This window comes from Alteromonas sp. 38 (genome assembly GCF_902506055.1).
Lineage (GTDB): Bacteria > Pseudomonadota > Gammaproteobacteria > Enterobacterales > Alteromonadaceae > Alteromonas > Alteromonas lipotrueae.
In genome coordinates this window covers 4,666,002-4,685,182 of sequence record NZ_LR733300.1, presented here as the reverse complement: position 1 = coordinate 4,685,182, position 19,181 = coordinate 4,666,002, and the positions used below count along the sequence as shown (strand labels likewise).

At 42.1% G+C, this 19,181-nt stretch carries 17 protein-coding genes; 12 read left to right on the top strand and 5 right to left on the bottom strand.

Annotated elements, in window-relative coordinates; all coding sequences use genetic code 11:
- The first annotated feature begins 56 nt into the window (after nt 1-56).
- The 3 genes from glyQ (at nt 57) to FLAVO9R_RS20240 (ending at nt 3,588) form a co-directional block, all read left to right on the top strand.
- Nucleotides 57-962: a glycine--tRNA ligase subunit alpha gene (glyQ, locus tag FLAVO9R_RS20250; RefSeq protein WP_013782512.1), complete on the top strand. Its 906-nt coding sequence runs from the start codon at nt 57-59 to the stop codon at nt 960-962.
- Nucleotides 963-964: 2 nt separating this feature from the next.
- A complete protein-coding gene (gene glyS / locus FLAVO9R_RS20245) occupies nt 965-3,043 on the top strand; it encodes a glycine--tRNA ligase subunit beta (RefSeq protein ID WP_159534273.1) in 2,079 nt (692 codons plus the stop codon).
- 95 nt (nt 3,044-3,138) lie between these two features.
- Complete coding sequence (locus FLAVO9R_RS20240; protein WP_159534271.1) at nt 3,139-3,588, top strand: hypothetical protein; 450 nt, start codon at nt 3,139-3,141, stop codon at nt 3,586-3,588.
- A 169-nt stretch (nt 3,589-3,757) separates the two neighbouring features.
- Here the strand turns inward: FLAVO9R_RS20240 and gyrB are convergent, their stop codons facing one another.
- From gyrB to dnaA, 4 genes are all read right to left on the bottom strand, one after another.
- Nucleotides 3,758-6,178: a DNA topoisomerase (ATP-hydrolyzing) subunit B gene (gene gyrB / locus FLAVO9R_RS20235; protein ID WP_159534269.1), complete on the bottom strand. Its 2,421-nt coding sequence runs from the start codon at nt 6,176-6,178 to the stop codon at nt 3,758-3,760.
- Nucleotides 6,179-6,186: 8 nt separating this feature from the next.
- On the bottom strand, nt 6,187-7,275 hold the full coding sequence (gene recF, locus FLAVO9R_RS20230) for a DNA replication/repair protein RecF (RefSeq protein WP_159534267.1): 1,089 nt from the start codon (nt 7,273-7,275) through the stop codon (nt 6,187-6,189).
- A 103-nt stretch (nt 7,276-7,378) separates the two neighbouring features.
- Nucleotides 7,379-8,479 carry a DNA polymerase III subunit beta gene (gene dnaN, locus FLAVO9R_RS20225; RefSeq protein WP_159534265.1) on the bottom strand — a complete coding sequence of 367 codons (1,101 nt, stop codon included), beginning with the start codon at nt 8,477-8,479 and terminating at the stop codon, nt 7,379-7,381.
- A 32-nt stretch (nt 8,480-8,511) separates the two neighbouring features.
- Complete coding sequence (gene dnaA, locus FLAVO9R_RS20220; RefSeq protein WP_159534263.1) at nt 8,512-10,185, bottom strand: chromosomal replication initiator protein DnaA; 1,674 nt, start codon at nt 10,183-10,185, stop codon at nt 8,512-8,514.
- Between the two features lie 604 nt (nt 10,186-10,789).
- Here dnaA and rpmH point away from each other — a divergent pair.
- The 6 genes from rpmH (at nt 10,790) to mnmE (ending at nt 15,148) form a co-directional block, all read left to right on the top strand.
- On the top strand, nt 10,790-10,924 hold the full coding sequence (gene rpmH / locus FLAVO9R_RS20215) for a 50S ribosomal protein L34 (protein ID WP_049791785.1): 135 nt from the start codon (nt 10,790-10,792) through the stop codon (nt 10,922-10,924).
- A 22-nt stretch (nt 10,925-10,946) separates the two neighbouring features.
- Nucleotides 10,947-11,306, top strand: a complete 360-nt coding sequence (rnpA, locus tag FLAVO9R_RS20210) for a ribonuclease P protein component (RefSeq protein ID WP_013786828.1) — start codon at nt 10,947-10,949, stop codon at nt 11,304-11,306.
- Nucleotides 11,291-11,539, top strand: coding sequence for a membrane protein insertion efficiency factor YidD (gene yidD / locus FLAVO9R_RS20205; RefSeq protein WP_159534766.1), 249 nt, complete (start codon nt 11,291-11,293; stop codon nt 11,537-11,539). Before rnpA ends, yidD begins: the two co-directional genes overlap by 16 nt.
- Before the next feature lie 10 nt (nt 11,540-11,549).
- Complete coding sequence (gene yidC / locus FLAVO9R_RS20200) at nt 11,550-13,202, top strand: membrane protein insertase YidC (protein WP_159534261.1); 1,653 nt, start codon at nt 11,550-11,552, stop codon at nt 13,200-13,202.
- 71 nt (nt 13,203-13,273) lie between these two features.
- Complete coding sequence (locus FLAVO9R_RS20195) at nt 13,274-13,756, top strand: YajQ family cyclic di-GMP-binding protein (RefSeq protein ID WP_159534259.1); 483 nt, start codon at nt 13,274-13,276, stop codon at nt 13,754-13,756.
- Between the two features lie 3 nt (nt 13,757-13,759).
- Nucleotides 13,760-15,148, top strand: coding sequence for a tRNA uridine-5-carboxymethylaminomethyl(34) synthesis GTPase MnmE (mnmE, locus tag FLAVO9R_RS20190; RefSeq protein WP_159534257.1), 1,389 nt, complete (start codon nt 13,760-13,762; stop codon nt 15,146-15,148).
- Between the two features lie 35 nt (nt 15,149-15,183).
- On the opposite strand, the gene FLAVO9R_RS20185 is transcribed toward mnmE, so the two are convergent.
- Nucleotides 15,184-16,830 carry an endonuclease gene (locus tag FLAVO9R_RS20185; RefSeq protein WP_159534255.1) on the bottom strand — a complete coding sequence of 549 codons (1,647 nt, stop codon included), beginning with the start codon at nt 16,828-16,830 and terminating at the stop codon, nt 15,184-15,186.
- Nucleotides 16,831-17,108: 278 nt separating this feature from the next.
- On the opposite strand from FLAVO9R_RS20185, the gene FLAVO9R_RS20180 reads away from it, so the two are divergent.
- Genes FLAVO9R_RS20180 through FLAVO9R_RS20170 form a run of 3 tightly spaced genes read left to right on the top strand, consistent with a single transcriptional unit; the run spans nt 17,109 to nt 19,040 of the window.
- Nucleotides 17,109-17,546, top strand: coding sequence for a flavodoxin domain-containing protein (locus FLAVO9R_RS20180; protein ID WP_159534253.1), 438 nt, complete (start codon nt 17,109-17,111; stop codon nt 17,544-17,546).
- Nucleotides 17,543-18,214 carry a DnaT-like ssDNA-binding domain-containing protein gene (locus FLAVO9R_RS20175; RefSeq protein WP_159534251.1) on the top strand — a complete coding sequence of 224 codons (672 nt, stop codon included), beginning with the start codon at nt 17,543-17,545 and terminating at the stop codon, nt 18,212-18,214. Before FLAVO9R_RS20180 ends, FLAVO9R_RS20175 begins: the two co-directional genes overlap by 4 nt.
- 4 nt (nt 18,215-18,218) lie before the next feature.
- Complete coding sequence (locus tag FLAVO9R_RS20170) at nt 18,219-19,040, top strand: ATP-binding protein (protein WP_159534249.1); 822 nt, start codon at nt 18,219-18,221, stop codon at nt 19,038-19,040.
- The last annotated feature ends 141 nt before the right edge of the window (nt 19,041-19,181 follow it).

The window sequence follows — 19,181 nt, the reverse complement described above, 5'->3', positions numbered from 1 at the left end:
CAAATTGTATACTATCCCACCTTTAAAGATACAGATAACCAATAAGCAGCGGATGTATGCAGAAATACGATATTAATACCTTTCAAGGTTTGATCCTTGCGCTTCAAGATTATTGGGCGCGTCAGGGGTGCGTAATCATTCAGCCCCTTGATATGGAAGTAGGTGCGGGTACCTTTCACCCAATGACATTTCTTCGTTCATTAGGCCCTGAGCCTATGAGCAGTGCCTATGTTCAAACTTGCCGTCGCCCCACTGATGGTCGTTACGGTGAAAACCCAAACCGCTTACAACATTACTATCAATTCCAAGTAATGTTGAAGCCTTCTCCTGACAATATTCAAGAGTTGTATCTGGGTTCTTTGAAAGAATTAGGTTTTGATCCGTTGGTGCATGACATTCGCTTCGTAGAAGACAACTGGGAGTCACCTACCCTTGGCGCATGGGGTCTTGGTTGGGAAGTATGGCTTAATGGTATGGAGGTAACTCAGTTCACTTACTTCCAACAAGTTGGCGGTATTGAATGTAAGCCAGTTACCGGCGAAATTACTTACGGCCTAGAACGTTTAGCCATGTATGTACAAGGCGTAGATAGTATTTACGACTTAGTATGGGCAGATGGCCCTATGGGTAAAGTAACCTATGGCGATGTATTCCATCAAAATGAAGTAGAGCAATCTACTTATAATTTTGAGTACGCCAACGTTGATGCGTTATTCCGTACATTTGATGAATGCGAAGCAGCTAGCCAACTGCTTATCGAGAAGAACTTACCACTGCCTGCCTATGAGCAAGTAATGAAGGCATCTCACGCATTTAATATGCTAGACGCTCGCCATGCTATTTCAGTGACAGAACGTCAACGCTATATTTTGCGCGTGCGTACTCTCGCCAAAGCATGTGCTGAGAGTTATTTCCAGAAGCGTGAAGCGCTTGGTTTCCCACTTTGTAATAAGGAGTCTTAAAGGTGCGAACAGAGAATTGTTTGATAGAGCTTGGAACAGAAGAGCTTCCACCTAAAGCGCTTAAGTCTCTTGGCGAAGCCTTTGCACAGCAATTTGAGGCAGCACTTACTGCGGCTGAGCTCAACTTTACCAGCGTAAGCTGGTTTGCTGCACCACGTCGGTTAGCGGTTTATGTGTCAGCTTTGGCTGAAAGCCAAGATGATAAAACGGTAGAAAAACGTGGCCCTGCTGTTAGCGCCGCTTTCGATGCTGATGGTAATCCTACCAAGGCAGCCCAAGGTTGGGCTCGTGGTAATGGTATTAGTGTAGAAGATGCAGAACGTCTTGTTACAGACAAAGGTGAATGGCTATTACACAAAGCGCATGTGCCAGGTAAACAAGTTGGCGAGTTATTAGCGTCTTTACTTAACCAAGCTATTGCCAAGCTTCCTATCCCTAAAGCGATGCGTTGGGGTAACTACACTACCCAGTTTATTCGCCCAGTTCATACCCTTGCAGCTGTGTATGGAAGTGAAGTAGTGAACTTGTCAGCATTAGGCTTAGCAAGCGGTAGGACTATTCAAGGCCATCGTTTCCACGGCGAAGCGCGCTTTGAGCTGGACCATGCCGACAACTACGCAAGTGCCTTGGAAGCCCATTATGTGGTAGCTGATTTCACAGCGCGTAAAGACAAGGTACGTCAGCAACTACAAACTGCCGCTGATGCGCTTTCTCTTACACCCGATTTTGATGAAGATCTTCTTGAAGAAATCGCCTCACTGGTTGAATGGCCGGTAGTGATGCAAGCGAGTTTTGAAGAAGGCTTCTTAGCGGTGCCTAAAGAAGCACTTATTTACACCATGAAAGATGATCAAAAATACGTTCCACTGCTTGATAGTGATGGTCAGCTTTCTAACACGTTCTTATTTGTCAGTAATATTGAAAGCCAAGATCCTATTCAGGTAATAAGCGGAAATGAAAAAGTTATTCGCCCTCGCCTAGCTGATGCTGAGTTTTTCTTTAATAGTGATAAAAAGACTTCACTCGAAAGTCGGCTTGCCAGTCTTGAAAGCGTTCTTTTCCAAAAGCAATTAGGTACGCTTAACGAAAAATCTAAACGTATTTCTACGTTATCTGGTTTTATTGCTTCACAAATTAACGCTAATGAAGCGCTCGCTGCTCGTGCGGGGTTACTTGCTAAAACCGATTTAATGACCAACATGGTAATGGAATTCCCAGACGTACAAGGCGTTATGGGTAAATACTATGCGTTAAACGATGGCGAAGATGCCGCGGTTGCTGAAGCGCTTTATGAACAGTATATGCCTCGTTTTGCGGGTGACGCTTTGCCTTCGCCAGGAATTAGTGCTGCAGTAGCACTTGCTGACAAGCTAGATACTCTTGTTGGAATTTTTGGTATTGGCCAACTACCGAAAGGTGATAAAGACCCTTTCGCGTTGCGCCGTGCAGCTATTGGTGTATTGCGTATTATCACTGAGCTTTCATTGCCTCTCGATCTCGAAGTCCTTGTTGCTAAAGCCGGTGAAGTATACGGTGATAAGCTGTCTAACCAAGATTTCCAAGCACAAGTCGTTGATTTTGTGTTAGCAAGGTTTGTTGCAATGTTACAAGACCAAGGTATCGCTATTGATGTTATTCAAGCGGTTTCTGCCAGACGCCCTACTCAACCGAGTGATTATGTAGCCCGTGTAAACGCCGTAGCCGAGTTTAAACAGCTTGATGAAGCTGACGCCCTGGCCGCGGCTAATAAACGCGTGGCGAACATTCTAGCTAAGCAAGGCGTCGACAGCAGCGTAAGTGCTACAATTGTTGAATCCTTGTTAAGTGAAGATGCTGAGAAAGCACTTTATCGCGCGCTAATTTCTGCTGAATCTGTGGTAACCACAGCTGTTCCTACTCAAGACTACACTAAGATACTTTCTACAATGGCAACACTACGTACTGCTATTGATAGTTTCTTCGATGACGTGATGGTTATGGCTGAAGACGATGCTGTTAAGCAAAACCGACTTGCGTTGTTATCGCTTTTAAGGCAACTTTTCCTTACTACAGGCGATATATCATTGTTGGCTAAGTCTTAGATATTTAGGATTACGGTTTAAGGGCGCGCACCCTTACACGACAATCATTTTATAACGCCCAACCCACGTTGGGCGTTTTTGTATTTGGAGCAAGTGTGAATAAAACCCTTTTAGTTATTATTTTTTCGTTTCTGTTAACAGCCTGTGCAAATCGTTCAGGGTTCTCTATTCCTGAAGTGATGGAGCCTAGTCCACAGGTTAATTTTAAAAACCTTTATCTGCGCGGTGTATTTAATTGGTGGGAATCATCCCCGGCCTATCGGTTCACGAAGGATACCGACGGTTGGTTTGTTGATGTTGAACTTATTGCCGATGGCCAGCCTTATGACTTCCGTTTGTCTGACGAAAACTGGACGCCATCACAAAGTTGTGGTGGAAAATATAAAGGCCAACCGGTAATGGTTGAGTCGGTGGTTTATTTAGTGTGTCAGCAAAATTCTGAGAATTTGCAGTTTACCCCATCAACCACGGGTATCTATCGTTTTGTCGTTTCGCCCGCTGGTACAGGCGAAGTAAGTCTAGTTATTAGGCGTCGAGGAAACTAGATAGCTGTGGCGTTTTTGCGTCTTTGTATGCCTAACTAAGGGGCTATGCGGCCTACCTTCAAATAAACATTTAAAAGCCCGGTAACTTTTCAGTTAACCGGGCTTTTCTATTTGTAGCAACTTATGTTTTAGTTGTTCATATCATTATTCAACGATGAACTTAACTAGATTACACGTCTAAGTTTTCTACTCTTAAGGCGTTAGCTTCAATGAAGTTTCGTCTTGGTTCTACTTGGTCGCCCATTAGCGTAGTAAACAATTGATCACACGCAATGGCATCTTCAATTTTCACTTGAAGCATTCTACGGCCTTCAGGATCCATGGTTGTTTCCCAAAGCTGACTTGGGTTCATCTCACCTAGCCCTTTATAGCGTTGAATGTACTGACCACGTTTAGCTTCACTCATTAACCAATCTAGTGCTTCTTTAAATGACTCTACCGGCATTTTACGATCACCACGTTGTATAAACGCATTTGCGCTCATCATGTCGTTAATCGCTAAATTAAGCTCTTTAAGACGCTGATATTCAGTAGACTCAATAAAGTCGTGACCAATTACGTATTCGTAATCAATACCATGCATACGCATAATAATGGTGATATAAAACTCACTGAGTTCAATGTCTCTGCGAATTTCGTAACGATAAGTTGCGCCATCATTTTCACGTTCAGTAAGCTGCGCTACAAAGTGCTCAGCCACGTTCGCTAACGTACTTTCATCTTTTAAATCTTCTAGATTCAATGTAGGCGTATAAATCATTCGATAAAGAATAGATGATGGCATTAGGCGCTTCATGCGCGTAATCATCTTCTCTGCTGATTGATATAAAGTTACCAATTGCTCTAACGCTACACCGCTTATACCTGGGTCATCATCACTAGTATGCAGAGATGCACCATCAATTGCGATAGAGGTCAGGTATGCCGTTAACGCATCATCATCTTTCAAATACTGCTCTTGCTTACCCTTTTTCACTTTATAAAGCGGCGGCTGTGCAATATAAATATAACCACGCTCAATGATTTCTGGCATTTGACGATAGAAGAATGTCAGTAGCAATGTACGAATGTGCGAGCCATCCACATCAGCATCCGTCATGATAATGATGCTGTGATAACGTAGTTTTTCTGGGTTATATTCGTCGCGTCCAATACCACAACCTAGTGCAGTGATCAGTGTGGCAACTTCTTGTGAAGAAAGCATTTTGTCAAAACGTGCTTTCTCAACGTTTAATATTTTTCCTTTAAGTGGAAGAATAGCTTGGTTCTTACGGTTTCGTCCCTGCTTGGCTGAACCGCCAGCAGAGTCTCCTTCCACTATATATAGTTCGCTTAGTGCAGGGTCTTTTTCCTGACAATCAGCAAGCTTACCTGGCAAGCCAGCTAAGTCTAACGCACCCTTACGGCGAGTCATTTCACGTGCTTTACGTGCTGCGTCACGAGCCCGTGCAGCATCGATAATTTTGCCTGCAATAATTCTACTTTCGGCAGGGTTCTCAAGTAAGAACTCAGCAAGCTTTTCGTTCATTGCTGATTCAACTGCTGTTTTCACTTCTGATGAAACCAGCTTATCCTTAGTTTGAGAAGAGAATTTAGGGTCAGGAACTTTCACTGATACAACAGCCGTTAAACCTTCACGCGCATCATCACCGCTCGTGTTAGTTTTGGCCTTTTTGTTCATACCCTCTTTTTCCATGTAGTTATTAAGCGTTCTTGTTAACGCACCACGGAAACCGGCTAAGTGAGTACCACCGTCCCTTTGAGGAATGTTGTTGGTAAAGCAGTAGATATTTTCTTGGAAACCATCATTCCACTGCATAGATACTTCTACTGAAATACCATCTTCTTGTTCATGCGTAAAATGGAAAACCTTCTGGTGAACAGGTGTTTTCTTTTGATTCAAGTATTCAACGAAAGCTTTAATTCCGCCTTCGTACATGAAGTGATCTTCTTTACCGTCTCGCTCGTCTTTCAATCGAATTGAAATACCAGAGTTAAGAAAAGATAACTCTCTTAAACGTTTAGCTAGAATATCGTAGTGAAATAATGTGTTGGTAAAGGTATCTGAGCTTGGCCAAAAGCGAACGCTAGTACCTGTTTTATCAGTTTCACCAATGACAGCCAAAGGTGATTGAGGAACACCATGTTGATATTCTTGTTCGTGTGTCTTGCCTTCACGGCGAATACGAAGCTTCAATTTACTCGATAATGCGTTTACTACTGAAACACCAACACCGTGTAGTCCGCCAGATACTTTATAAGAGTTATCATCGAACTTACCGCCAGCATGCAGAACTGTCATAATAACTTCAGCCGCAGACACGCCTTCTTCTTCGTGCACTGCGGTGGGAATTCCTCTACCGTCATCGTATACAGAAACAGAGCCATCTGTGTGTATTTGCACAACGATTTCTGAACAGTGTCCAGCCAAAGCTTCATCTATCGAGTTATCAACAACCTCGAAAACCATGTGGTGAAGTCCTGTACCATCGTCCGTGTCACCGATATACATACCAGGACGCTTTCGTACGGCGTCTAATCCTTTAAGTACCTTGATACTGGACGAGTCGTAATTATTCTGTTCTGACATACTAGGTTTTACTCCTCTTTCACGCTTCCATGTTCCACGTGAAACATTTTCTTTTCGTTATATTTTTGTATGAATTCAAGCTGCGAAGATTCAATTGCAGTAACGAAAACCTGCGTATCCATATCTAACAGCCCGTCTATAAATAACTCACGTTTATCGGCGTCAAGTTCTGCGCCTACATCATCTAACAAGAAGATACTTTTCCTGTCAGTTAAAGTATTAAATAGTTCGGTTTGCGCCATTTGCAGCGCCGCAACAGCCATTCTAAGCTGCCCACGAGATAATAACTCTTGGGCATTAACCCCATTCACTTTTAGCTTAATATCAGCCTTGTGGGGGCCAGAAGTTGTATGACCTATTTTACCATCATACTCACGTTTTTTAACTAAGCTTTCTGCTAAAGACGCATCTTTTTCCCAACCTTTGTAGTAATTCAGTGAAACTTCATACTCTGGTAGAAATGTTGTCGCATATTTTTTAAATATAGGCGTCAATTTCGAAATATATTCTTCTCGTTTGCGCGACAAAGCTTCCGCCCGTTCTAAAAAACACTGCTCCCAATACTGATTTTGCGTTGCCAACAAATCGGATTGTTGTTTCAATAAAGCATTACGATGCTTTAGGAACTTCGAAAATTGCACAGACAACAATTGGAAGCTGTGTTCCACGTGAAACAATCCCCAATCACAAAACCGTCTACGCTCAGAAGGTGAACCCAAAATAAGGTCCGTGCTTTGCGGTGTAAAGAGTTGAACTGGCACTAAGCTCACTAAATCAGAAAGCTTATTAGAATGTTCTCCGTTAATACTACACGTGAATGTATCGTTTCTTCGCCGCTGAAAGCCTACGTTTAAAGATTCACTATTCTCGTTTCTGCAGCTTGCAAATACACTAAACTCCTCTTCCCCCGTTTTGATAACAGATGTGTGTTTATTCGTTCGGAATGAGCGGCCAAAACCTAAATAAAAAATAGATTCAACAAGAGACGACTTTCCACTACCGTTTACGCCGCGAATAATTGTTAACGCTGGAGAAGGTGAAAGGCTTGCAGAAGAAATGTTACGGAAGTTCGTAAGCTGGACCTTGTCCAGTTTCATAAGAAGACTCGGTAAAAATCACGATGATAAAAGATAAACGGCGATGGAAGGTAACGAATGACCGCTACCACCAACACCGATAACCAATGGATTGTATTAATAACTACAAACGCATTGGCATAATGACATAAAGTGCAGCATCGTCAGCTGCATCTTCAATTAATGCACTTGCGTTAGAGTCGGACAAACTAATTTTTACATCGTCAGAACCTAGCGAGTTCAATACGTCAATAAGATAGGCTACATTAAACCCAATTTCTAAATCGTCGCCTTGGTAATTTACATCTACAATTTCTTCGGCTTCTTCTTGCTCTGGATTGTTTGCTGTAATTTTCAGTTCACCCGAAGAAAGATTTAACCGAACGCCACGAAACTTTTCATTAGATAAAATAGCTGCACGTGAAAAAGCGTCTTTCAATACCGCTTTACTGGCAATAATTTCTTTATCACCATCTTGAGGCAATACACGACGATAATCAGGGAATCGGCCATCTACAAGTTTAGATGTAAAGATGAAGTCGTTTGAAAAAATACGTAAATGGTTTGCACCAATTTGTACTTTTAATGATTTATCGTCTTCCGTTATTAAACGCGATATTTCAAGCACCCCCTTGCGAGGAATAATAACTTGTCGGGCAGGAAGTGTTGTTTCGTAGCTTAAACGACAAAGTGCTAGACGGTGACCGTCAGTGGCGACGGTGCGAATAATATTTTCTTCCGTTTCTAACGACATGCCGTTTAGATAATAGCGGACATCTTGCTGTGCCATTGAAAAGCTCGTTGAATCAATTAGGCGTTTCATATCGCTACACGTAATTTCAAACTCAACTTCGCCTTCCCAATCTTCTAGATTTGGATAATCGTTGGCTGATAACGTTGAAAGTGTGTAACGACCACGCCCTGCTTTGATCAGCGCTTTGTTACCATCTAAAGAAAAATGAATATCGGTACCTTCAGAAATACCTCGAATAATATCGAAGAGTTTCTTGGCAGGAACGGTGATTTCGCCTTCGGTGAACTCCCCTTCTAACTTAACGCTAGAAATGAGTTCAACCTCTAAATCTGTACCCGTTAGCCATAGTGCGTCTTCACTAACTTTAATGAGCACATTCGAGAGAATAGGTAATGTGTGTCTACGCTCTACAGCCCCCGATACCAGCTGAAGGGGTTGTAAAAATTGTTCGCGGCTTATACTAAATTTCATTGCTGTGCTATCTCGCCTCTAAAGGTCATTTTTTAGGAAGACAAAGTCCGAATGAGGTTCTTATAGTCTTCTTTTATATCATGACTTTCTTCTCTAAGCTGCGTTATTTTTCTGCAAGCATGAAGTACCGTTGTATGGTCTCGTCCACCAAAGGCATTTCCTAACTCAGGCAAACTGTGATTGGTAAGCTCTTTCGCTAATGCCATCGCCACTTGTCTGGGCCTTGCAACACTTCGACTTCTTCGCTTAGATAAAATGTCAGCAACTTTAATCTTATAATAATCTGCCACAGTTTTCTGAATATTATCAACCGTAACTAATTTTTCTTGAAGCGCTAATAAATCTCTTAGGGCTTCACGTACAAAATCGATGGTTATCGGACGACCGGTGAAATTAGCGTTAGCAATCACTCGGTTCAACGCGCCTTCCAGTTCGCGAACATTCGAACGCAAACGCTTAGCGATAAAGAAAGCAACTTCATTGGGTAACTGAATTCGGTTCTCGGCAGCTTTTCGCATTAAAATAGCGACACGAGTTTCTAATTCAGGTGGCTCAATAGCAATGGTTAGCCCCCAGCCAAAACGAGACTTAAGGCGGTCCTCTACCCCGTCAATTTCTTTAGGGTATCTATCGGACGTGAGAATGATTTGTTGATTACCTTCAAGTAACGCATTAAAGGTATGGAAGAATTCTTCTTGAGAGCGTTCTTTATTCGCAAAAAATTGAATGTCATCAATTAATAGAGCATCCACTGAGCGGTAGAAGCGTTTAAAGTCTTCTATCGCGTTATTTTGAAGTGCCTTAACCATATCTTGAACAAAGCGCTCAGAATGCATATACACGATTTTGGCATTTTCGTTATTAGCGACAATACCATTACCAACAGCATGCAATAAGTGAGTTTTACCTAAACCTGTTCCGCCATAAATAAACAACGGGTTATAAGAACTACCAGGGTTATTAGCCACTTGAGTGGCTGCTGCTCGAGCTAATTGGTTAGATTTACCTTCAACGAAGTTATCAAACTGATAAGTCGGGTTGATATTACTTTTATGCTTAGCAGCTTCCGGGATCGGGATCACTTTAGGCTGTTGAGGTGCTGATCGCATAGTGTTAGATCCAGCACTTCGTTGATCATACTGTCTGTTATCATGAGTAGACGTAGAATGACTTTGTTGACTGTAACCTGTTTGAGGCGTAGCAGAGCGAGCACTCGCCTGTACAGGTGACGACGCACTATTGTTATTATTATCAATAGATTGCTGATCGTTTCCCGCTTGACCTGCCATATTTCCGGATGATCGCCCTGAATATGGGTTATATAGCTGACTAGGTGCTTGGTTATACGATTGATGAGCCGGTTGGCCTTGGTTTTCGCTGAAGCTCTGCTTCTCGCTGTGACCCTGATTTTGGCTTTGGGATTGCTGCGGCGTAGCTGAAGCAGCAGCTCTACTGCGGCTTAAGCTTTCCCTACTCATAACATCAAGGCGTAACTGAGGTGCGTTTGGACCTGCAAATTCCCGCAATAACCCAGTAATGTTATCGAGATACTTATCTCTTACCCAATCAAGAATAAAACGGTTAGGGGCAAATAAGGCTACAACACCTTCTTCCTCTTGAGGAACCAAAGGTCTGATCCACATACTAAATTGTTGCGTGGGTAATTCTTGACGCAAACGTTCAAGACATTGATTCCATAAAGACATGTAAGTTACTTAGCTCCGGTAACTCGCAAATAACAACCAATACAAAGAAACAGGCACCGAGATGCGCGCCAGGAAGAAAATTAGGCGGATGTATATTGTTGGGTAGCAGCGAGAAATTGTTTTATCATTTTAATAGCTGTGGATTATCTTACTTTATCAACAAAAAGTAAATGGCGATCTTTGAAGATCATCAGGATCAATTTTATAAACCATTGATTTAAATCAGAAGACTCCTTATTCGAAAATGTGCTTAATTTAGTTAAATTAAGAATTAAAATACGCATAATTGAATAAGAACATAGGCTAAAAACCGTTCATAGTGACTTAAAAATTAAAAATCTGTGGATAAAATGGTTATTATGACCAGCTTATTCACAGTTAAAATTATGGCGACTGATTAGCATTTAAGCCTCTTCAGTAAACGTTGTTCACAATTTCTACCGAAATAGTGGATTATTGATTGACAGTAGCCCCCGAGATCTCTAGAATTCAGCGTCCTTTTTCGATGGGCTTTTCTGGTGATAAGCACAACTTATTCTGGCAACAGAATAAAGTGTTTACCAAAAACGCCTATGTTTAATTAAATATAAGTGAGACTTTGGTCATGAAAAGAACATTTCAACCGAGCAATTTGAAGCGTAAGCGTTCTCACGGTTTTCGTGCACGTATGGCGACTAAAAATGGTCGTAAAATACTAGCAGCTCGCCGTGCAAAAGGCCGCGCTCGTCTTTCTGCTTAAGCTTAAGTAGAAAGCACCTAAAGTGGGCGAAAATCATTTTTCACGGGAGTTACGTCTGTTAACTCCCACCCACTTTACCTATGTGTTTGATAATGCAATTCCAGCTGTATCTCCCTCGTTTACCATCCTTGCAAGAACAAATACTCTACCATCCCCACGTTTAGGCATTACACTTGCCAAAAAGCGCATTCGTAAAGCTCACGACCGAAATCGTTTAAAACGCTTAATTCGTGAAAGTTTTCGCCATAAGCAACATGACCTTCCAAATGTGGATATTATCGTAATTGGTAAATCTGGTGCTGACAAACTGAGCAATCAAGAGATTTTCGCAACGATGGATAAGCTATGGAAAAAATTAGCCAAACGTTGCAACGCGTCTTAATCGCGCTACCACTGATACTCATAAAACTGTATCAATGGTTTATATCTCCTATTTTAGGACAACGCTGTCGTTTTCATCCATCATGTTCTTGGTATGCTATTGAAGCATTAAAAACACATGGATTAGTAAAAGGCGGTTGGCTATCAATCAAACGCATATTAAGATGCCATCCTTTGCATGCCGGTGGTTACGACCCAGTACCGGAAAAACAACAAGATAAACACTCAAAATAAAGAGACCTATATGGAATCGCAACGTAGTTTTCTGATAATTGGCCTGGCGCTGGTCAGCTTTTTGCTTTGGCAACAATGGCAAAAAGAATACGGACCTCAACCTGTACAGCAAGTACAAACAGAGCAAGCCGAACAGGTATCACAAGGTGTACCATCATTTGATGATGCACAATCTGAAGATGTGCCTACTGGTGATAGCGTTCCAGCGGCTAAACCAATGGCTAGCGCATCAAATGCTAACCGCATTATCGAAGTTAAAACTGATGGCTTAGACCTTCGCATCGATTTATTAGGTGGCGACGTTATTACCGCCGACTTATTGAAGTTTCCAGTTACCCAAGGCTCAGAAGAACCTTATAGCCTATTACGTTCAGGTAATGGCCTGTATGTAGCGCAAAGTGGTCTTATTGGTGCTAACGGACCTGATGCTAGCAGTAGCGGTCGCCCTGTTTATCGTACCGATACCAATTTTTATGAAATGACCGGTGACAGCCTAGAAGTGCCTTTGGTGTGGAAAAACGACCAAGGACTTTCTGTTACCAAAACGTTTATCTTCAAAAAAGACCATTATGAAGTTGCGGTAAATTACACCGTAGAAAATAATTCTGGTGCTGCGGCTAATGTGCAGCAATACGCACAGCTTAAGCAAGTCATCGACGCGGAAGACGACGGCAACATGTTTATGCCTACCTATCGCGGCGCAGCGTATTCAACCGAAGAAGACCGTTATCAAAAATACACGTTTGATGATATTGCCGATGACAAGTTGCGTGAAACGACCAAGGCTGGCTGGGCTGGTATGCTAGAGCACTATTTTGTTTCTGCTTGGGTACCACCACAAGATCAAGTTAACACCATTTACTCGCGCAATATTTCAAATCAATACGCGGTTATCGGTGTATTGATGCCTGCGGCAATGGTTAATACCGGCGAAGCAAAAACGTTGTCTAGCACCCTTTATATGGGTCCAAAAGATCAAGACAAGTTAAAAGAGATCGCCCGCGGATTAGATTTAACCGTCGATTACGGCATTCTATGGTGGATATCGCAATCACTGTTTTCTTTGCTTACGTTCCTTCACAGCTTAGTGAATAACTGGGGTGTGGCCATCATCTTAATTACTATCGTAGTGAAAGGGGCAATGTACTGGCTGACTAAGAAGCAGTACGAATCTATGGCTCGCATGCGTAACCTAGCGCCTAAAATGCAACAACTTAAAGACCGTTTTGGCGATGACAGACAAAAAATGTCTCAGTCGATGATGGAGCTTTACAAGAAAGAAAAAGTTAACCCAATGGGTGGTTGTTTACCGCTCGTACTTCAAATGCCTATCTTCCTAGCGCTCTATTGGGTGTTAATGGAAAGTGTTGAATTACGCCATGCAGATTTTGCATTGTGGATCACTGACTTATCAGTGAAAGACCCATACTTTGTATTGCCTATATTAACGGGCGCAAGTATGTACTTGTTGCAGAAATTACAACCGACAACAATTACTGACCCTATGCAGCAAAAGATAATGCAGTTTATGCCTGTGGCTATGAGTGTGTTCTTCTTATGGTTCCCTGCAGGTCTAGTATTATACTGGTTGGTGAGTAACATCATTACGTTAGTACAAGCCAAAATGATATATGCTTCTATGGAGAAGCGGGGAATTAAATAGCAACGTCTATTTCTTTTATAATAAACAGCCCGCCAATTGCGGGCTGTTTTGTCTACGAGGATAAATTAACTATGCCATCATTTGATATTGTGTCTGAAATCAATATGGAAGAAGTGCGCAACGCCACTGAAAACGCACACCGAGAACTTGCCACACGTTTCGATTTTCGCGGTATTGAAGCGAGCTTTGAATACAAAGAGAAAACCGTGGTGATGAAAGCGGAAGCTGAATTCCAGCTACAGCAAATGGAAAGCATGTTTAGAACCGCATGCTCTAAACGAAACCTAGATACGTCGTTTTTAGATGTAAAGCCGTTTGATGCGAATGGGAAAACCTATCGTCAAACTATCGCATTCAAAGAAGGCATAGAACAGCCCATTGCCAAAAAGATCGTAAAAATAATTAAAGACGCGAAAATTAAAGTACAAACGGCTATTCAAGGTGAAGAACTTCGAGTAACGGGTAAAAAGCGTGACGATTTACAACAAGCTATGGCCTTGGTCAAATCATCAGATTTAGGTCAGCCTTTTCAATTTAAGAACTTTCGCGACTAAAATATGGATTCACATATCATCACAACCGATACCATTACCGCTCAAGCCACTGCCCCTGGGCGCGGTGGTGTTGGAATAGTGCGGGTTTCAGGTCCATGCGCAAAAGCTATCGCTGAAGTATTAGTTCCCACACCGCTAACGCCAAGATTGGCGACCTATACCCCGTTTGTCGATAGTCAACAAAACGTTATCGACCAAGGTATCGCGCTATTCTTCAAAGGGCCTAATTCATTTACGGGCGAAGATGTATTAGAACTACAAGGTCATGGCGGCCAAGTTGTGATGGATATGCTCATTGATACTGTGCTTTCCACTGGTAAAGCACGATTAGCTAATCCAGGTGAGTTTAGTGAACAAGCATTCATTAATGATAAGCTCGATTTAGCGCAAGCTGAGGCGATTGCTGATTTAATTGATGCCAGCTCTAAACAAGCGGCAAGAAGCGCGCTACGTTCGTTACAGGGCGAATTTTCAACCCAAATTCAAACCTTATCCGACCAAATTGTTCATCTACGCATGTACGTTGAAGCCGCTATCGACTTTCCTGAAGAAGAAATTGATTTCTTATCTGATGGCAAAGTATCTGGTGACTTAGCCGCCATACTTGCGCATCTTCAAGTGGTGAGAGATCAAGCAAAGCAGGGAAGCCTGCTCAGAGAAGGGATGCAGGTGGTTATTGCCGGGCGTCCTAATGCGGGTAAATCAAGTTTACTTAATGCATTAGCAGGCCGAGACAGTGCCATTGTCACCGAAATTGCAGGCACGACCCGAGATGTATTAAAAGAGCATATTCACATTAACGGCATGCCGGTGCACATCATTGATACCGCCGGGCTTCGTGATAGCCCTGACAAAGTAGAACAGATTGGTATTGAACGGGCGTGGCAAGCAATTAGCGAAGCCGATCACGTACTTTTTGTCACTGATTCAACCACTACCGATGTGGCAGATCCTTATAAAATTTGGCCTGAGTTTATGGCTCGCTTACCACAAGGTATCCCTACCACGGTAATCAAAAATAAAGCGGATCTTAGCGACTTGCAAGTTGGCTTGAATCAAGTAAAAACAGAGCATGGCGAGATGCCCGTTATTAATATTTCGGCAAAACAAAGTGACGGTATAGATACCCTACGGGATCATTTAGCCAAAACCATGGGCTTCGACACCACCACTGAAGGGCAATTCATCGCCAGAAGACGTCATCTCGATGCGTTGGAAAAAGCCTACGAATATGTAGTAATAGGCGAACAACAACTTCACGATGCTATGGCCGGCGAACTACTTGCAGAAGAACTTCGTTTAGCCCATCAGTCATTATGTGAAATAACCGGTGAATTCACCTCAGACGATTTACTTGGAAAGATATTTTCATCTTTCTGTATCGGTAAGTAATAGGTCGCCAGAGAGTCTCTGGCGACCCAACCAATCTAGTTCCCCCAAATGTCATTCACATAACCAGGATTATCAATAAACGGATTTCGATTCGACTGAAAACTATAAGCAGCCTCATTTCTATCAATTTCCTTTTGACTAACTGGGTCCTGTTGATGCCAATTTAACAACATTGTTAAAAACCATGATTCAAAAACTTGGCTACTTGTTCCATTAAGCACCGCATCACCATAGCTACTATTAGATTCCCATGAACTGATGACATCTTCATATCGTGTAGCCATATAAAAATAAGCGCGAGCAATATCGCCTTTAAATTCATCAATAGGTTCAAATACCGTACCGGAATAGCCTAAACCGGAAACCGCTGCACCTAATAGTGAGCCATTTTGAGAGGTAAATGTGCTACTGCCCACTTCCCCATAAGGGTAACTACTGCGCTTAGAGTTCACATATCCATCGGTTGGAAATACATGATGAATATCTGTATTCATTGGTGCTACAGCGCCACCAAACCAACTACGAGGAAAGGAATGCTCTCGGTTATAACAATCGCCTTCTCCAGAGTAGTTTCCACATTGATCACTACTAGAAGTAAAACTATAAGGGTCGTTAGAAGAAGGAAGTTCAGAATAAATATCCAATATACTGCCATCGTTTTCATAATAGCTATCTAGGCCATAAGAAACATAAAACGTCCAAAGGTCACCATATGACTGTGAGCTGTGCCCTTTAATAATATTGTAAAGTGCAGTCTTTAATGAATAACCTGTCATACCTGACGCATTTGAATAATAGTCTGATGTATCGTTATTACCGCCGCTTCCGTCACCTCCTCCATTATCGCCGCTATTTCCTAGCGTGAAGGTAGTAGCTTCTGAAGACGTAAATTCACCACCACTCGCCACGGTAACGTTATCAAATGTTAACGAATAACTGCCTGAGCCAAAGCTGCAACAAATGCCATCACCGTAACTGTCTTGTATTGTTAATGTGTAAGTGTCGTCAGTGAGACATACCGATTCGCTATAGGTGGTGTTACTTTCATAACCACTACCTTGATATTCCACAGCGTTTGCACTATTGGTAATAGTCCAACTAGTCTCACTACCATAGTTATCGGTAACGAGAGAGAACGAACCTGAATTAGACTCGCAGGTTTCTCCTCCCGGCTCCTCACTTGTGCTGTCTGTTGGCGAAAATAAGTCAACGTACACGAGTTCAGACCCGTCAAATGATGACTGATCATAGAACCTCAGTCCTATGTCTATAGATGAAGTACTAGAAGCGGTATAGGCGTAGCTTAATTCTTGCCACTGCCCAGTATTTGATGGTGTCGAATAACCTTGGTAACCATCTACGTAAAGACGCGCAGATACGCCACCCTCTGTATGATAAACCCACACACTAAAAGTGTATGACTCACCACTGACTACATCAACTGACTGCCTAAAATCGGTAGAGCCTTGCGTTGTGGTATTTACCGTAATCGCCGCAGCACTATCGCCGTTGTAAACAATACTATTAGATTGAGAAACCTCTATACCTGAGTCAATGGTATCCCAACTATTGGGAACGCCATTGCTCCAGCTTTCAAAATCGCCATTCACCACATCGGCAAAAGCAAATGCGTGAAGCGTTAACGTCATTACACCTATTGTGCGAACTATATTTTTATTCATTATTTTATTTTCTCTTTTTTTTTTTCGACATACTCGGTGTCATCAAAATAATTACACAATATGACAGCACTGTGAACAATAAACGACCAATTTGCATATAAATATAAATAAAACCTTATATCTAAATGCTATCGTTAAATTATTAGGGTGGTTCTCGACTTTTCTTTGTAATCCCAAGACAATCTTTTATCATGGTAAAAAGCCGAACAAATAGCAGGCTAGAGTGAGCAATAGCAAGTACGGCACATAAACATTTTGATGGCTAAGGTAGGTAGAAAGTGAGTAAACATTATTCCATTATCGTGGGCTCTATGCTCGGCGCATCTGAGTACGTCGCCGATGCATTGGCGAAATCATTGATTAATATGGGGAATACTGTAACTATCCATAACACGCCTACATTAGAAGACGTAAAAGACGAACCCAATTGGATTGTCTGCACATCGACACACGGAGCCGGAGAGTTACCCGATAACATTAAACCGTTTGCTAAAGCACTAGAAACTGCTGATTTATCCAAGGTGAACGCGTTTATTATTGGGTTAGGAGATACCAGTTATGACACGTATTGTTTCGGTGCTCTTATGATGGAAAATCTATTAAAATCACGAGGTGCTACATTAGAGGCATCAGCCCATTTAATAGATGTTTTGGAGCATCCTATACCGGAAGATGAAGCGGTAATGTGGTTTGAACGAATGCTGGAAACTGCATGAGTACAACGCTAACGCAAGCAGAACTCGCGGTACTGCAATCGCCGCTATCCAACGATTGCCGCGTACTTTACTTACTTGGCTTACGCCCAACCGCCAATACAGCATCAACAGCAAGTGCTGCTATTGATTATAAATTCTTACTGTCGATGTTAAACGGAGAGCATAAAGACACTCCCTATCAACGTGGCCGGCAAATTAATAGCCTTTTAAAGCAGCTTGAACTTGTTGGACTGGTGGCGCTTCCAGAAGCGTTGGATTTAGAGCACTCCATTAATGGTAAAGCCCTACTTCTTCCTTTGATAAACAATGCACAATCAAACTTTGATACCTTGCATAAATCTCACTTTGCTATTTCAGCAGACTGGAAACCAAACAAGGATCTGTTCTTAGAGATGGCCTCGCTACTAGGCATTATTGACACAGAATATGATGAAAATGAAGTTGGTGAATTCATTTCCTATTGGCTGGGCAGACCAACCACTATATTAAGTGAGTTTCAGTGGACACAGAAATTTGCTCACAATATAAAGCATAAGCGGGTAGCTGCAGGTTATTCCCCCGTAAGAAAAGTAGGAAATCAGCAAGTGAAAGTTGCAGCTGGTATCGAAGCGGATGATAATGCAAGAAAGCTGGTGGAAAAATACGCCACATTGACAAAGAAGAACTAACGCTATGGATCGAATTACAGACAAAATTGCGAATCTTGCAAAGGCACTTAACAAGCCTTCAGAGCCTAATGATGAATATATCGATTACGCAACGCTTAGAAAGCAATATGAGAACCAAGCAAACCAAGAGGTTGGTCAACTACAACAGCGCTCTAAAAAAGCACGTGTAGATGCCATTCATGGGCGTTCTGATCTAAATCCAAAATGGACATTCGCTAATTTAATTGAAGACAGTGACGATGTTATTGAAGCCGTATCTATTGCTCAGTCGTTCATTGCAGCTCACGATGATCCAGCCTGGCGCCAAAGCGGTTCACACATGATGTTATTTTATGGTGATTATGGCCGAGGTAAGTCTCATATTGCAGGCGCGATCGCGCATCAACTCATAGAGCAATATGAGATATCCGTATTATATAGGCAACTTTCAACCCTATTGGAAATGCGTTATTCCTCTTACGATTTTAGTGCCACAGACAACATAGGCCAGAAATTTAGAGAAGCAAACCAAGAACTACTAGAAGTCGATTTACTCATTCTTGATGAAGTGTGTGTGAATGAAACCGTACTTAAAAAGAATACCCAAAGCTGGTTGGGTAACTTATTACGCCAACGATTGGTGAATAAAAAGAACTGTATCTTAATCACCAACCATAGTTTAAGCGAACTAGAACACGCTATGGGGCGCTATTGCTTTGAGTCAGTTAAAGAATACGATACTTACAAAGTACGATTTCAAGGGCCAAGTAGACGTGAAGGCTTAACCCAAGATGAAGCCGAAGCACAGAATATCACACCAAGATATCAACCTAATCAGGTACGCTAAACCAAAACCCACAGGCAGTAAGCGTTAAAAGATCATTAAAATCCCCCTCGTAATTCTCTAAAAGGGTGTCATTAATAATGATCATTACTCCCTTGTGGCACTGATTTTTTCTGTTTACTCCATAAATTTTCAATTATTTTC